Origin of the sequence: Pedobacter sp. GR22-6 (assembly GCF_037402555.1) — a bacterium.
GTDB lineage: Bacteria > Bacteroidota > Bacteroidia > Sphingobacteriales > Sphingobacteriaceae > Pedobacter.
This window is the reverse complement of sequence record NZ_JBBEUC010000002.1, coordinates 1,138,192-1,154,269: the sequence shown is the minus strand read 5'-3', so window position 1 is coordinate 1,154,269 and position 16,078 is coordinate 1,138,192. Positions and strand designations below refer to the sequence as shown.

Below are 16,078 nucleotides of genomic sequence, written 5' to 3'. Positions count from 1 at the left end.
CCCTAACTCAAAAATATTTAATATGAAATCCTTAAGAATAATCGTATTGCTGATGTCCAGCCTTTGCCTCTCTTTATTCTCCTGCAAGAAAGGGAACATCCTTTTCCCGGGAGATGAAATCGGCACAACAATCGCTCCGGTCAGCCAACTGACCGCTGTTGCCACTACACAAAAAAATGAACTGGAACTCAGCTGGACCAATCCAGATGATGACAACCTGCTGAAAATAGAAATCAGCTACAGTCCTGCTTCAGCCAGTGCAACAGCAGCCGCAAATCCCATTTTGCTAAGTGCAACCAAGGCCAGTCAGATCAAGTATAAGCTCGTTTTCCCATCCGGGGCCCGCTACACCATCACTCTGGTTGCCATCAATAAAGCAGGGATAAAATCGAGCCCGGTAAGTGTAAGTGCAACGCCACTAACGCCAGTTGCAACAGATGCCACGCCCCTGTTTTTAAAAAGAGCCGATACGCTGATGAATTCACTGGTGAACCTTTACCTGACCGGAAAGCCAAGAGACATTTGGAGTTCCAACTATCCTCAGTCAGATGGCTTTTGGGACGGGGCTGCAGTAATTTGGGGGCATGGTGGTGCCTTCTCCGGTTATGCCGCTTTGAAAGAAGCTGCGGAAGGGATCCCAGCCTATAAAAGCAAGTATGAAAATCTCTATGATACACGCTTACTGACCGCCATTGATAAGTTCCGAAATACCAAAAATGGCAAAGCTGAGGCCTATGCTGTATATCCCGGCACCGGTGATGAGCGTTTTTACGATGACAACATCTGGGTGGGCATTGATATGGTAGATTTATACCTGCTGACCAAGAACCCAGCATATCTGACCCGGGCAAAAATGGTATGGACATTTGTATTGGAAGGAACCGACAATGTGATGGGTGGAGGTGTCTATTGGAAAGAATACGGCAATTCCAAGAACACCTGTTCAACTGCTCCGGCCGCCGTACTTGCTGCCAAGCTTTATCAGGCGACTAAAGAAGCTCCTTTTCTTAAAAGCGCAAAGGATTTGTATAGCTGGTGCAAGAATGTATTACAGGATCCGGCAGATAAACTGTATTGGGACAATGTAACGCTTTCAGATCCTTCCAATCCGAATTCTGCCCTCAATGTTGCCAAACAAAAGTATCCGTACAATTCGGGTCAGCCGATGCAGATTGCTTCCCTGCTCTATACGATAACTGGAGAAAGCCAATACCTGTCCGATGCCCAGGCGATTGCTAAATCTGCTTACAAGAAGTGGTTCATTCCTTTCAATTCCTATACGCTGGGAGAATCCTTCCAAATACTGGAGCCGGGACATGTCTGGTTTCAGGCGATCATGTTTAGGGGATTTGTTGAGCTCTACAAGATCGACGGAGACCGCACCTATGTAACGGCATATGAGAAAACACTGAGCAATGCCTGGCTGTCCAATTGCAGAAACAAAAGTACAAACCTGCTAAACGGAGATTTCCGGGGTGGCACAACCCAGACAAGCTGGGAGATCATACATGAAGGCGCATGCCTGGAAATGTTGGCGCGTTTGGCCTCTTTAGAACGCGATCATTTGTAAAAAGATGATAGTGTGTGGAAGGGAAATATCTAATTTAATCCCTTCCACCACTCTTTAAAAGTTTGAGTATCTTCTTTCAAATCAACTGGCTGACCAATGATTGGTGTTACCAAAGGTAAACCTGCTGCTTCGCTAAATTCATTAATCTTGATTAAGGGTTCATCCCAGGCATGCATTCCCAGGCTGAATTTTGAAGAATGTACTGGAAATAATCTTTTCGCTCTAAGATCCTGAGCAGCTCTTAACACTTCATCTGGCAGCATGTGAATAGCATGCCATGCCACATTATACTGCCCATTTTCTAAGATCGCCAGATCAAAAGGACCAAATTGCGTTCCAATCTCAGCAAAATGTGTATCATAGCCGCTATCACCACCGATATATATTTTCATACTTGGGGTCTGCAATACATAGGACATCCAAAGTGTATTATTCCTACTAAACCCACGTCCAGAAAAGTGTCTTGCCGGAGTGGTATGTATTGTAAAACCTTCATCCAGATGTAAAGTTTCATTCCAGTTTTTTTCCACTATATGGTCAACAGAATAACCCCAGGATTCGAAATGAGCCCCGACACCGAGTCCACATACCACCATTTTCACTTTAGTTTTCAATTCCAATATAGTCTCATAGTCCAAGTGGTCATAATGATCATGGCTTATTATCAGGTAGTCGATATCAGGAAGATCATCTGCATGATAAATATCTGAACCTTTGTAAGCTTTTACCGTACCTGGCAATGGTGAAGCGTTACCACTAAATACAGGATCAACTAAAAAACGTTTGCCATCTAGCTGCATGAAATAAGACGAATGCCCAAACCAGATCAGAACATTATCCTCCATGGGAATATGTTTTAAATCGACCTTTATACTTGGAATAACAGAAGTTGGATTCCTCCTTGGATTCTTCTTGAAAAGCTGATCATATAAAATCCCCCCGATTGTGTACCCCTTTGTTAAATCTGGCGTAAAATGGACATTTTGAAATTTTCCATCTTTATAATTAGCTGCTTTGAGAATTAACTCTAGCCGCTTCTCCGTAGGTGCCTTCCCAAATTTTGCCTGACGCATGTAGAAAAACGTAGCTGCTGCCAAAACCAAGACTACACTCAATAGTATCACCATTGTTCTTTTGATAATTTTTAAAAACCTTTTCATTCCCTATTTCTAGTAGATGTTGCAAAGCTAACATTGTTACACCTACATTGGATTTATTGAAAGGCTCATTCTGATTTGCTGAATGGTTCATTCATGTAAATTCAATTTATTTCTCAGCATTTGGATCTCCTGTTTTGTCTTTTCCTATCGTCTTCACTAGCTTCGTTGATTTGCTGAAAAACTTTATTGGACTCGTGATCATTTGGATTGAGATCCGGGTGATATTTTCGGACAAGGCTGCGATATCCTTTTTTATCTATATCCAATATCTGGTAGTAATCTATAAGGGCTATAATTGAAATATATTTGTTTTATAATTTTTCCCAAAAGGGAATCTATTTTAAACTTCGTCCTCTATTACAAGACGAGTCAGAACCCATGTCAAGAGCATAAAAAATGAAAGTATAAAACCTACTCCGGCCATTGCGAAAATGAGAGAAGAGAAATCTCCATAAATATGATTAAATTTTAAAAAATAAGATAATATAAAAAACATGACCTCCATAGCGATGGTTTGAATCGTCAGATTAGTCAGGATTGATTTTTTCATAAAAGTTAAGTCTAGGGACAGGCACCTGTATCGCAATGAATTTTTCGACCAGGCTCTACCTGCAAAATAATTATTAAATGGATATTTCCAAAATATATCTAATACTCCTAATCTGATGATTAAAAATTTAAAAAGGCTGGCCTAAATTAAACCTCTACGCAATAGTTTTTTAAGTATAATTAGCTACATTCGCGGCCTCAAATAAATTATTCATAAATTATATAACCATCAAGATGGAACAATTTTCAAAACTAAAAGAGGTGATTGCAGGAGTAGAAGCTGACGCCGACAAATTTTATAATGCTGGAAACAGTGCGGCAGGAACCCGTGTTCGTAAAGCAATGTTGGAACTTAAAAATATTGCTCAGGAAATTCGCAACGAAGTAACTGCTAAAAAAAACGAAGTTAAATAACTTTACACATGTTTTTGGGGAAAAGGGGGATTTGTCATCAAAGTCCTCCTTTTTTATTTACAGAAGTCGAGCATTCTATAACAAATATTGTGAAAGAATGAAAAATTTTGAATACTAATATAATTAGCATAATTTTGATTCCCGCGAATATTCAGCGGGATAATGGAAAATACGACATCTTTAAACACCTTTGGCGAAACACCCTGGCATCGAGACTGGAAAATGGCTTTTCCAAAGAATTATAGGGAGATTTGCTTTTGGGATAAACTTTCAGGACACCAACATAGGGCTGACATACATACTCCTTGTGGTACGACTCTTGAATTTCAGAACTCACCAATCAGTTTAGAAGAAATGGAGAGCAGAGAAGCCTACTACCCTAAATTGATCTGGATACTCAACGCCAAAAAATTTAAAGGTTTTAGAATTCTAAAGCACTTGCCCGATATAAATAGCCCGCGTCTTTTGGACTACGAATTCTGTCAAAGCGATCATCTAACTATGATCCGAAAAAAAGATTTATCGCAAGCTATCCCTAAACGACTAAATTTCCATCATCCTGAGCTTCGCAACATTCCGTTAACCACCTGTTATTATTCTTTTTGCTGGAAATACCCTCATCGGGTATGGTACCGGGCAAACTGTCCAATCATCCTTGATTTAGGCGGGCACTTTCTATATCAACTGAAACAAAGACATCAAATGTCCGGGAACTACGCCTATTTGTATTTAATTCCACGAAAGGATTTTATAAATGGTTTCTGTCCTTAACAGAATTTTAAAAAAAAGAAAACAATTAAATCAAGCCGAGGTTAGCATAATACCCAAAATACATCAAAAACGTATTGAACAGATTATATGATGCGAAAAATTCTAAAAATAGTCTTGGTACTCTCTGTTTTACTGACCATTATTTTTGCAGTCAAGCTAATTAAAGGGACAGATCGGGGAAATCCCATTCCCAACAAAAAAGGCAGTCCCCTCGAACAAAAACCATAAACTGACAATTGTATACAAAAAGTCAAAAGTTAGCTTTATTTTCAAACACTTAAAACGTCTTTTTATTTTTACAGCAATCTATTTTTTGCCGTGATGATAAAAAAAGCTATTCGAATCCCATCCATTGCATTGCTGTATCTAATTTCTCTACTCCCGTTATGGATGTTATATTTTATTTCTGATGTCATTTTTTTTATTTTGTATCGGATAATTAGTTATCGTAAACATGTCATCGATGAAAATTTAAAGCATTCATTTCCAGAAAAAACTGAAGCCGAACGCATCAGGATCAGAAAAGAATTTGTAAGATATCTTGCCGATCTCGTGATGGAAACGGTCAAACTGTTAACGATCTCTCCTAATGAAGTTAAAAAAAGGGTCGAAGTGGTCAACACCAACTTTATCGAACAGAGTTTTAAAAATGGACAAAGTGTTATCGGGATATTGGGGCATTATGGAAACTGGGAACTTAACGCATTAAGATTTAGCCAACTTTTTTCCGAAAAGAGGATCATCGTATATAAACCTTTAAATAATAAGTTCTTCGATAATTTAATGATCAGTATGCGCTCACGTTTTGGAGCAACTTTGGTGGGCATGAAACAGACGATGCGAAAGCTAACACAATATAGACACGAGCGCACTATGACCGTATTGGTTGGGGACCAAACACCTGCCAGGGCTGAAGTAACCTACTTCACTGATTTCCTAAATCAACCAACAGCAGTATTTCTTGGGGTGGAAAAACTGGCCAAGCTTACGAATAGTGTGGTTGTATTCTGTGATATCCGGAGAATCAAAAGAGGCTACTATAGATGTTCTTTCATTCCCCTATTTAATAATCCAAAATCTACGGATGAGTATGAGATTACCAATAAACACGTCAAATATCTTGAAGAAGTGATCAGACAGCAACCGCAATATTGGTTATGGTCGCACCGTAGGTGGAAATATAAGCCTGAAGAGCTATCTGATCTCTTTCCTTCATCTGGTTATAATGGCACTCTAAGCCAACTTAGTTAAAATATATATTTCGTACTCAAAAAATTAGAATCATTAGAGTTCACGATATCATTGAGTAATTTCTTGTTTTTATCCGTTAATTTCGTTGCAACAAGCGACCGGATCGAGAAAGACCTCAATGCATCCACCACGGAAAGTGTCCCTTCTGCACTGTCTTTACGCCCCGTGAAAGGAAAAACATCTGGTCCGCGCTGACATTGTGCATTTATGTTTACGCGGCTCACTTGATTCACAATGGGATCTATTAAAGAAGAAATAACCGCTGCACTGTTGCTGAAAATACTTACCTGCTGCCCGTGTGTAGATTCGATCAGATATTCAATTGGCTCTTCAAGATCATCAAAAGGAACTACTGGCACTACTGGGCCAAATTGTTCTTCCCGATACAATTTCATATTGCTGTTAACAGGATATACCACTGCAGGGTACACGAAGGACGCCAAAGTCTTTCCTCCATTTTTATTCATGACTTTAGCTCCGTTAGCTATTGCATCATCTATGCAATCTTTCAAATATTCTGGTTTATTCAGTTCTGGAAGTGGTGTAAGCGAAACCCCTTTCTCCCAAGGCATTCCGAATTTCAATCCCTCCAGAGCCAGTGAAAAACGTTTCAAAAATTCCTGAGCCAAACTTCTGTGTACATAGACGATTTTAATTGCAGTACAACGCTGCCCATTGAATGATAAGGATCCCAATAACGTTTCAGAAACGGCCAGATCTAAATCTGCATCTTTTGTAATGATCGCGGCGTTCTTTGCATCGAGTCCTAAAATCGCCCTTAGCCGATTAACTTTAGGATGCAATTTTTTTAGTTCGTTAGCTACTTTACTTGAACCAATCAGTGTCAGCACATTGATTTTACCCGAACGCATTAAACTGGGTACAATAGTATTCCCGCGGCCATATATCGTATTTACAACACCTTTTGGAAAACTGGATCTGAAGGCTTCCAACAAGGGATAATGCAGTAGCGTACCGTGTTTTGGTGGTTTAAACAACATCGTATTTCCCATGATCAATGCGGGAATCAGTGTAGTAAATGTCTCATTTAAAGGGTAATTAAAGGGTCCCATACAAAGTACCACACCAAGAGGAGAGCGCCGAACCTGAGCAATAATTCCCTGTTCGATTTCGAAACGGGAAGAATGCCTGTCCAGATCTTTCAATGCATCGATCGTTGCGTATATATACTCCACTGTACGCTCAAATTCTTTTACCGAATCTGAGAATGACTTACCAATCTCCCACATGATCAATTTCACCACAATATCCTTTTGCTCCAGCATCTTCTTTGTAAAATCTTCTACACAGTCAATGCGCTGAGCTACGCTCATGGTCGGCCATTCACCCCGGCCATTATCATATGCCTTCATGGCGGCATCGAGCGCTTCCATCGACTCTTTTTCTGTACATACGGGAAAACTACCAATGTACTTGCGTTTTAAGCCTTCTGGTGTTTTGACACAAACCGGAGAGTATACCTCATTAAAAGGCCCCACCCAAGGCTTCATTTCTCCATCTGAAAGGTATTCCTTTTGCTCAATTTCTTTTTCTAATAAAAATTCTGCAGGAATCAATTCCTCTTCAATGAAAATGTTTTCTAAGTTTAGCTGCATGTTTACAATAATTGCTTTTGCGTTTAATTTTTCTTGATGTCTTAAAGTTATAGAATATAAGTTTGAATATTTGACAGTTATCAGGCAAATATTTACGCCATCGTTATCGTAGATTTTTTGTAATGATCAGAAATGCCTATCTGACATAAGCGTAAGGGGATCCGAAATGTACTAAATGAGCTTCTTTTTACGTTCTTTCGGGGCAATTAGCCGTAAATTCGTAAAACTATTTACAGATATATCATTTAAGATGCATTTCTTTTTAAGAACGTTATTATTCTTGATCCCTTTTTTGCCGTTCTCTACAGGTGCAAGAGAATTGCCTATTGAGGTAAATTATACTTATGAAAATATCGGAAAAAAAATCACCTGGTTTGAAGATAAATCAGCATCCCTTAATCTCTCACAAATTAAGGGTTTAGAGGAGTCTGGCCAGTTCACAGCAGGAAAGCAGGAAATTCTGAATTTTGGGAATACGAAGTCTGCTTTCTGGATAAAACTAAGATACAGAACTAAAGATCATACTCCTATCTATCTTATTGTAGATGCGCCAAATATTGAGCACATAGACCTGTATACATTTGATGAAAATGGTAGAACCCGCCATACAAAATCAGGTTGCCTTTCCTATGAAATGACAGATGTCGTCATTGAAAACAACTTTAGCTTTAAACTTCCTCAAGGTACACTTGGCAAAGAGCAAATCTTGTTCTTGAGAGTCCAAACCAATAATATCCTAATGGTCCCTCTGAAAATCTCAGATGCAGGGTTGATCATGAAAGGAAGGGCTTTTAAAGACAGAATAGAATACATTTATGTTGGAGTTCTTATGGCACTGCTAATTTTTAATTTATTCTTGTTTGTTAGCTTGAAGGATATTACCTATCTCTATTACACCTTATATGTCCTCACACTCTCCTGCTATCTGCTCATTTACATCAGAGGTTATGGCTTTCTTTTCGGAGAAGATTGGAGAATTTTGTTCAATCACCACCCTCATGTCTTCCTGAGTTTATCTGTGCTTACTTCTCTACTCTTTTGCAAGAAATTCCTGAACTTAAGTCAGACAGTCCCTTCGATGCTAAAATTTTATTATTTCCTTGCCTTTTGCGGGATTGTGCTATTTTTCTCCAGCATCCTGGGATATAAAAGTTTATCAGCTTCAATAGCACAGGTACTCACAATTTCTCTCTCTCTTATCGTATGGATTTCAGGCATCATTGCCTACCGAAGAGGTCATAAACCTGCCAAATACTATATCGTTGCCTGGTTTTTCATATGGGTAACGGTCGGCATTGTTACCTTAAGCCTCTCCGGACTCATAAACGCTACAGAATTCACCATACAGTTAGTGCCTATCGGATCCACCATTGAACTATTACTGCTTTCTTTTGCACTGGGAAATAGATATAAAATTATTATCCAGACAGAACAGGAACTCCGGGATGAAAACCTGATGCTGGTTAAGACACAGAATCAGCGTCTTGAGCAAAATGTAAAAGAACGTACCTTACAGTTGAGCAAAACAATAAAGGATCTGGAAGCCTCAGATGCTGTAAAGAACAAACTCTTCTCCATTATAGCGCACGACCTGAGAAGTCCGTTAAACAGTTTAATGAGTATTCTTGCTTTAAGCGAAATGAATGCCTTGAGCATTCAGGATTTTCAGTTCATGCTTAGTGAAAACAAAAAGAACATCGAAACCATCAACAACACATTGAATAACCTGCTCTATTGGGCAAAAGAGCAAATGGATGGAATTACCACCAAGCCAGAAAATTTTGACCTGAAACAACTGTTGGATGATCTGATGTTGGTTTATTCTCCGCTCATGTACAAAAAAAAAATCAGTGCATTAGTCCACAATGAAGGAGAAATCAGGACATACGCTGACCTGAATCAAACGAAACTGATCCTGCGCAATCTGATTGACAATGCCATTAAATTCACACCAGAGGGCGCAGAAATAATGCTAAAATTAGCTGATGAGGATGACGGAGTTCAAATTTTGATAAGCAACACCATTGCAGATTCCTCTAAGATCAACACAGATAATATAATGAACCTAAAAGTAACAGAAGCTACTTATGGAACAGCGAACGAAAAAGGTGTTGGCCTCGGCCTTCACCTCTGCCGCGAGTATGTACGCATCAATGGAGGCATATTGAAAAGCAAAATTGAAGGAGACAATATCATTTTCTATTTTACATTTCCGAAAAGCAAACTTCACCTGAAGTAATGTCTATTTTAAGATTTATCAAAATCAATTGATAGTTTCCATTTTATTTCTTAAATTTAGAACAGTAGTTTATTGTTTTACCCGTTCAAAATGAGGGATATGGAAACTGGAAAATTTAAACTCATCCTCTATTGGCTTATCAATGTTTTTGGATTTTATCTGTTATGGCTGTTGAGCTATTTTTTTTCTGCACGGCAAGCCTTATCAGAAATCAATGACGTGCTATCTTTTAAAGAAGGATTCTGGCAACAGCTTAGTGGCTCCAAGGTTTTCGCTTATTTTATATATGGCTCTTTGATCACACTCTTATCTTATGCCTTCTACTGGCTTGCGATAAAATCGCCCTTACCCAAGCTTGCTGCAATCATTTACATTATTCTCGTCGTTGGTACAACAGGCGTGATTATCACTGCACTTCTAGATAAAACTGATTTCTGGCACCTGCTACCACATTGGTCATTGAATATCGTTTTTCTCAGTCCTTTGGTGGTTCTGCTTTGGAGCAGGTACCAAGAAAATTGATTCCATTTCGAAACCTTTTATTCATAAAAAAAGCACTAATTTAGAATTACCATTTTTAGGCTATTCACTTCTTTAAGTAAAAGCGGGAAAGCTGGTAAAGCCATGCCGCCATGGTCAAATCCCTGTAGTTCAAATAGCCTGGTCGATTTATGACCATTGAGTTTCATCATTCTATTGAGGTAAGCATTTTCTTCGTACCTCCCCAATAACTCCATCTCCCGGTCGCCGGTTATGAGCAACATGGGTGGGGCATCACCTCTTACATGGTATAGCGGGGCGTATTTATCGATTATTGGCTGAGTATCTCTTATACCCTGCTCTTTTCGGATTGTAAAATGTGAAATCGCCTGGCCGCTGAAAGGAATCAAGCCCGCAATTTTATTGGCATCAATATTATATTTTGCTAAATAACTTTTGTCTAAAGTAATCATGGTGCCTAAATAGCCTCCAGCGGAATGTCCCGACACGAAGATCAGTTTCTTGTTTCCACCAAACCCTTCAATATGATTGAACGCCCACGCTACCGCAGCAGCGGCATCTTCGATATATGCAGGTGCTTTAGCTTTCGGTGACAAACGATAACCAACACCGATTACAGCCACACCTTTGTCCATCAATTCACGCGGGATTTCCTTCGCTCCACCAGTAATACCACCCCCATGAAACCACACAATAGTGGCAAAGTCCTTTACGTTTTTGGGAAAATAGATATCCAGCCGACATTGGGATTGGATATATGCGTCACTGACCTTAGTGGAATCCGGATAATAGAAAATATTGTTCTGACGCTGACCGGCCTGTTGGCTGTAGCCACCCCGGCATAACAATACAAAAGTCAGCATGAGAAAAAAGCAGCGACCTGTTTGATTGAATGAGTGCATAAGGATATTCAAATTAGGTTAAACTGCAAGATAAAAAAAAAGCGGTGAATCAGACTGATTCACCGCTAAAACTAAAATTAAGTACATTTAAGTCGCCGGACTTTTTATCCGCTGTTTTCGAACTTTCAGCGGATATATATTGAGTTAGAGAATCCAAAAGAGATTCATATCCCCCTCCTTTACTGATGGCTTCCAGTACCCTGTACCTAAGTTCATTATCAAGGTATTGATCCAGATCCTCTCTCTTCAATAATTTACGGTTATTTAACAAGTCTACAAAGATTTCCTGAACAACTTGACTTGCCTGAACTTTATTTTTCAGGATTTTGAATGCGGATATATATAAACTTTGCCAATGCTTGTCATAGATGGCTTCAAATGCCACCAGATCTACATTTTTATGCTTTCCCTTATTCATTTTTAAAAATTAGTATACCTTACCTATGATTGCTATGCTGCAAATATAAACAAAGTATACTAATTTAGTAGTATTTATTTTAATAACTCTTTTACCTGGGCAATCGTCACATTTTCGGCAACTACCACCCCCTTTTCATCCAGTAAAAACATTGCAGGAATGGCACGGATTTTCCAGGCCGCAGACGTTGCTCCCTTATCCAGGTAACTTGGCCATTGCAATTTTTCTTCCTGCTCTGCTTTCAACCAGTCTGCTTCCTTTTTGTCGATTGAAATACTCACGATTTGCAGGCCTTTCGGATTCAACTCTTCATATAATGCCTTTAGTGCTGGAATTGATTTACGGCAAGGCTGGCACCATGAAGCCCAAAAATCAACGAGCGTATACTTATGACCTTTGACCAATTGAATCAAAGAGGCATCTTTTTTATTATTTGTTGCAGCTTCAAAAGTTGGTGCTTTTTCATTCAGAAAGCCCTTAGGAAACAATTCTTCTTTGATTTTCTGTCCATAATAGCTTTCCTGTGCATTTTTAGATAAAGAAGTAAACAGCGGCTTCTGCTCTGGTGTGAAATAGGAATAAGCATTCAACATCAGGAATGCCCCCCACCAGTTGTCTTTGTTCGCCATAATCAGATCAGTTGAAGTCTTGGTTACATTGCTAAAAAATGCTCTTTCTTCTGCTTCAAATGTTTTGTATGCTTCTGTTTTATACAATGAATCCAGTTTTGCATTGTTCTTATCTCTTCTCGCATTACTCACCTGTTTTGCGATGGCTTCCCCCCTCTTGTTGTAGGCCATATGCTCCTGATTGAGCTGCTCGCGATAAGCCACTTTTTGCAAATACTCTTCATGAATCGGGCTTCCTGAAACTTTTAGGTCCTGGAGATCTAAAAATTTACTGCCATTGCGCTCTGATAAACTCGCTTTGGCATTGACTATAACGTTCGTGGCTTTCTGATTGATCATAATCTGGCAACCGCCGTAGTAACCTTTTGCGACTATTCTAAATAGCCGGGGTTCAGTTACCGATCCCGTAAATGTGAAACGTCCACCTTTAACCGTGGCATTGCCAATGGCTTTTTCATCGTCGTGTGAACCGGAAGGTACCAATTCCAGTACTGTACCGTCCGTCAATCCCATAAACGTGCCCGTGATGGTATACCCCGGAGCTCTGAATGCCAGCGTAACCATTGCACATAGCAATAATGCCAGCATTCCTGTAATTTTGATTGTTTTCATGCCTTGTTTTTATTTAAATACAGTAGCTAATTTTTTCTCCAACGCATCCCCGCGAAGGTCTTTCGCAATGATTTTCCCTGTCGCATCCACCAGGAAACTTGTCGGAATGGACTTGATCCCATACTCGGCAGCTAAGTCGCTCTTCCAGCCTTTGAGGTCAGATACATGCAACCAGTTGAGTTGATCTGCTTCAATGGCCTTTTCCCAGTTTGCTTTTTTATCATCCAGAGAAACACCGACAATTTCAAAACCTTTATCATGGTATTTTGCGTAAGCCTTTACCAGATTTGGATTTTCCTTTCTGCATGGCCCACACCAGCTGGCCCAAAAATCTACCAGTACCACTTTACCTTTTAAGGATGATAAGCTTAATGATTTCCCGTCACGATCCGGCAAAGTAAAATCCGGTTTTACTCCGATACCAGTCTTTGCAGCAATTCTCAGGGATTCTCCCAACTCTCTCCCATAGATGGTCGCTTTGCCTTTCGCCGACAGGCTGGCGTAAGTTAACTGGGCCTGTTCCGGATTCGGATAGTTGATAAACCTGTCGATGATTACATAAGGCGTTACCGCTGAAGATGGATACTTTTTCACAAGTACATGCACTGAATCGATCAGTCGCTTGTTTAACTTCTCAAATTCCGCATCTACATAAGAACGGTCGCCATCTTTACCGGAAGCTTTCTGGATGCTATCTGCCATTCGGTACAGCACGCCTGCACGCGCGGTGATACTGCCCCAGCCTTTTGTCCACTCATCCCATACTTTTTGTTCCTGAGCCCCAATGATGACTGCCTCATTCAGTTTAGACAAATCTCCTGAAATCTGAATATTTTCCTGGGGCTGTACCATGATCAATTTGTATTGGCGACCTGCGAAACGCAGTCCATAGGCAGCTGTACCCGGAGTATTTCCTCTGAAACTAAACGATCCGTTTTCCGCCATGGTGGAATCAGTTATAGCTTTACCAGCTAAGGTTGTATTCAGGTATACCTTCTGATTGCCAAGCCCTTCCAATTTCCCTTTAATGGTAAAATTCGGTTCGCTTTGTGCGTTTACAGAACCAATCATCACCAGGGGCAAAAATGCCCCCAGTAATGATTTACTGAATTGTTCTCTCAATTTTGAGTTCTTCATATTGTGCTTTTAATATTTATAGACCAGATCCACAATCTTCCCAAAGCCTTTTACCACGTTGGTATAGGTACCAATATTTCCTACTGTATTGATGCTGAAATAATATACTTTCCCTTCTGTTCCGTTCCAGGTAGCTACGGCCAGCTTTGAACCTGTTCGGTCAATGAAAGCCTTCGCATATTTAATTGCGGTAATGTTTTCGCCCGCCGGGAAATTATAAGTCTCTACAACGGCATTGGAACTTGTTTCATAACGCGACAATGCGTTTCCTACTCCATAATAAATATGCGGCGTACTGGTGGAACCAGATGCAGCGCTATAGTTGAGTATGCCCGGTGCATTCATTGCGGTTTTTGCAAGAGTAATGACTGGGGCACTCGTAGAATTCTTAGTTTTGTACCGCAACAGATAAGGCAGGTTATTGGCATCTTTCATGATTGCATTATAATCATTTACCACATCGGCCGAATCCTGAAAAAGCATAGTCATTCCCACGTTGTTCATATCGAAAACGCTGCTTACTCCTGTACTTGCTCCCGATGGGAAAGCCTCTAGCGTACCAGCAACCGGAGTTGGATTGTAACCCTGTACACGATAAAAGCGCTTATCGGTATTGTCATAGACAATTGCCGGAAACGTCTCACCTCCAACAGCATAAGGCGCCAGTGAGTAATTTTTATTACCCTGAGGATTTAATGCAACATCACCCCATTTTTTTACACCAGGGAAACCGCCAACAAGATTGGAATGTAGTTTTCCATCATTAATTGCAACACCTATCGCCGCTGACCTCACACCGCTATAGGTGTATTGGCTAGTCCAGGTCATCACCGTAGGTTTTTGAACAGCTGGTGCACTAAAGAAAAGGAAACTATAATCAAACTTTTTTACCATCGTCAGGTAGTTGTATTCCTGGCTGCCTTGATCCGAAAGGATATACATCCGTTTTCCTGTGGTAGAAATGTCATCTGTTACAGGAAATGTCGTGATCTCTAGTTTTTTAGGCCCCGTGATATCTGCTGTATTACGATCCCGGTAAATACCATGTTCGGCCGTATAATCTGTAAAAACAAAGGATAAATCTCCCTTACCACTTTTATCCTCAAGCAATAACCAACCAGTAGCATATTTATTGCCCACGAGAATACTGTAATTGATAAAAGAACTGACTTCCGTCTTTTTGTCTTTCACACGAAGCCTGAGTATAAATGGCTCTCCCAATGTAAAGGTTTCTGCTTTTACCTGTATTTTCAGTTCGTATGTTTTCGCCAGTTCTTCTCTCGGCGCAGCGAGACTAACCGCTCCGTTATTGTTGTACAGCAACCAGGTAAACTCCAGATTTTCCTGGTTCTGAGCCATACTCTGGCTCAACGTGGGCTTTAACTTTAGACTATCACCTTGAAAAACGATCATTTGACTAGCCGTTTTCGAATCAGTAAGGCCAATTTGATTGATTGGTTGAATTTCCTTATTGCTGTCGTCTTTATAGCAGCTGCTGAGGGTGATTATCCCAATAAAAAGCAAGCCTGAAATACTTTTATATGTTAAATTCATGATGTGTTGTATTAATCGTTAAACATTTTGATCCGGTTCTTTAGTCTAAGGAAAAAAGACCTGCTGATTGAACTCATCAATCAAGGCTCCAAACTGCTGGTTATATTCCAATAGTGCATTTCTCGCTTTCTGAGAGAGGTACCTTGAATCTTGTGGTAGCGGGCTGGAATTCCAGTTCGTTTTGCCGGTTACCGCAATCAGAAACCTGAACTTAACTTCAGAATAAGTACCAAAGTAAGCAGACCAGGTAGATTCCCAGTTACTTGGTTTAGTGAGGATATCTGTTAACGTAAACTTATAGCGCAACCGGTTCGGATAACCTGGTTTAAAATCAGTGTTTTCGTTGACCCTCAAGACAACTGTGAGCACACTGTCTTTCAGTCCGGGCTTACGATACACATAAATTGGTACCCTGGCACTGAATTCATTGGCCTTGATCACGGCTTTGCCCACTTTATAGTGGTAGCCCTGCTTGGCTGTACTTGCACTTGTCGGGATAAAATTAATTACACGGTCTTTATCGGACACCTTTCCTATGATCCGGAAGTTCACAAAAATGGAATCGCTGACAACGGTCTGTGGACTAGCCGCGAAAGTATAGTCGGTGCTGTCCGGAAAAGATTCCACATAAACTCTATCTGCGTCATTGAACAAAAGTTCTTCATTTTTTGCACAGGAAGTTAGGATCAATACTGGAATCACCAATATGAGCCAGTTTCTTAGTATATTTTTCATCGTTCTTCTCATGGTTATTT

At 40.1% G+C, this 16,078-nt stretch carries 15 protein-coding genes; 6 read left to right on the top strand and 9 right to left on the bottom strand.

Going from position 1 to position 16,078, the window contains the following annotated elements; translation table 11 throughout:
• The first annotated feature begins 22 nt into the window (after positions 1-22).
• Positions 23-1,570 carry a glycoside hydrolase family 76 protein gene (locus WAE59_RS12505; protein ID WP_337856300.1) on the top strand — a complete coding sequence of 516 codons (1,548 nt, stop codon included), beginning with the start codon at positions 23-25 and terminating at the stop codon, positions 1,568-1,570.
• Positions 1,571-1,599: 29 nt separating this feature from the next.
• Here WAE59_RS12505 and WAE59_RS12500 read toward each other — a convergent pair whose 3' ends face one another.
• Together WAE59_RS12500 and WAE59_RS12495 are read right to left on the bottom strand one after the other, a co-directional pair.
• Positions 1,600-2,730: an MBL fold metallo-hydrolase gene (locus tag WAE59_RS12500; protein WP_337856299.1), complete on the bottom strand. Its 1,131-nt coding sequence runs from the start codon at positions 2,728-2,730 to the stop codon at positions 1,600-1,602.
• Positions 2,731-2,843: 113 nt separating this feature from the next.
• Complete coding sequence (locus WAE59_RS12495; protein WP_337856298.1) at positions 2,844-2,996, bottom strand: DnaJ domain-containing protein; 153 nt, start codon at positions 2,994-2,996, stop codon at positions 2,844-2,846.
• 517 nt (positions 2,997-3,513) lie between these two features.
• Between WAE59_RS12495 and WAE59_RS12490 the strand changes: the two genes are divergently transcribed.
• The 3 genes from WAE59_RS12490 (at position 3,514) to WAE59_RS12480 (ending at position 5,715) form a co-directional block, all read left to right on the top strand.
• Complete coding sequence (locus WAE59_RS12490; protein WP_337856297.1) at positions 3,514-3,693, top strand: histone H1; 180 nt, start codon at positions 3,514-3,516, stop codon at positions 3,691-3,693.
• Positions 3,694-3,855: 162 nt separating this feature from the next.
• A complete protein-coding gene (locus WAE59_RS12485; RefSeq protein WP_337856296.1) occupies positions 3,856-4,464 on the top strand; it encodes a competence protein CoiA family protein in 609 nt (202 codons plus the stop codon).
• A 321-nt stretch (positions 4,465-4,785) separates the two neighbouring features.
• Positions 4,786-5,715, top strand: coding sequence for a lysophospholipid acyltransferase family protein (locus WAE59_RS12480; protein WP_337856555.1), 930 nt, complete (start codon positions 4,786-4,788; stop codon positions 5,713-5,715).
• Here the strand turns inward: WAE59_RS12480 and WAE59_RS12475 are convergent.
• Positions 5,712-7,331, bottom strand: coding sequence for an NADP-dependent glyceraldehyde-3-phosphate dehydrogenase (locus WAE59_RS12475; RefSeq protein WP_337856295.1), 1,620 nt, complete (start codon positions 7,329-7,331; stop codon positions 5,712-5,714). The two genes, WAE59_RS12480 and WAE59_RS12475, sit on opposite strands and share 4 nt — an antisense overlap.
• Positions 7,332-7,581: 250 nt before the next feature.
• Here WAE59_RS12475 and WAE59_RS12470 point away from each other — a divergent pair, with 250 nt between their 5' ends.
• Together WAE59_RS12470 and WAE59_RS12465 are read left to right on the top strand one after the other, a co-directional pair.
• Positions 7,582-9,570, top strand: a complete 1,989-nt coding sequence (locus WAE59_RS12470) for a sensor histidine kinase (protein WP_337856294.1) — start codon at positions 7,582-7,584, stop codon at positions 9,568-9,570.
• Positions 9,571-9,669: 99 nt separating this feature from the next.
• Positions 9,670-10,092, top strand: a complete 423-nt coding sequence (locus WAE59_RS12465) for a hypothetical protein (protein WP_337856293.1) — start codon at positions 9,670-9,672, stop codon at positions 10,090-10,092.
• A gap of 35 nt (positions 10,093-10,127) precedes the next feature.
• Here WAE59_RS12465 and WAE59_RS12460 read toward each other — a convergent pair whose 3' ends face one another.
• The 6 genes from WAE59_RS12460 to WAE59_RS12435 all read right to left on the bottom strand — a co-directional run bounded on the left by WAE59_RS12460 (position 10,128) and on the right by WAE59_RS12435 (position 16,058).
• Positions 10,128-10,973, bottom strand: coding sequence for an alpha/beta hydrolase (locus tag WAE59_RS12460; RefSeq protein ID WP_443147258.1), 846 nt, complete (start codon positions 10,971-10,973; stop codon positions 10,128-10,130).
• A gap of 49 nt (positions 10,974-11,022) precedes the next feature.
• Positions 11,023-11,391, bottom strand: coding sequence for an RNA polymerase sigma factor (locus tag WAE59_RS12455; protein ID WP_337856292.1), 369 nt, complete (start codon positions 11,389-11,391; stop codon positions 11,023-11,025).
• Between the two features lie 74 nt (positions 11,392-11,465).
• Positions 11,466-12,632 (bottom strand): TlpA disulfide reductase family protein, encoded by a 1,167-nt coding sequence (locus WAE59_RS12450; RefSeq protein ID WP_337856291.1) that lies wholly within the window; start codon positions 12,630-12,632, stop codon positions 11,466-11,468.
• A 9-nt stretch (positions 12,633-12,641) separates the two neighbouring features.
• Positions 12,642-13,769: a TlpA disulfide reductase family protein gene (locus WAE59_RS12445; protein WP_337856290.1), complete on the bottom strand. Its 1,128-nt coding sequence runs from the start codon at positions 13,767-13,769 to the stop codon at positions 12,642-12,644.
• 9 nt (positions 13,770-13,778) lie between these two features.
• Complete coding sequence (locus tag WAE59_RS12440; RefSeq protein ID WP_337856289.1) at positions 13,779-15,323, bottom strand: PKD-like family lipoprotein; 1,545 nt, start codon at positions 15,321-15,323, stop codon at positions 13,779-13,781.
• Between the two features lie 45 nt (positions 15,324-15,368).
• Entirely contained in the window at positions 15,369-16,058 is a 690-nt protein-coding gene (locus tag WAE59_RS12435) for a DUF4843 domain-containing protein (protein WP_337856288.1), read from the bottom strand.
• Between the last annotated feature and the right edge of the window lie 20 nt (positions 16,059-16,078).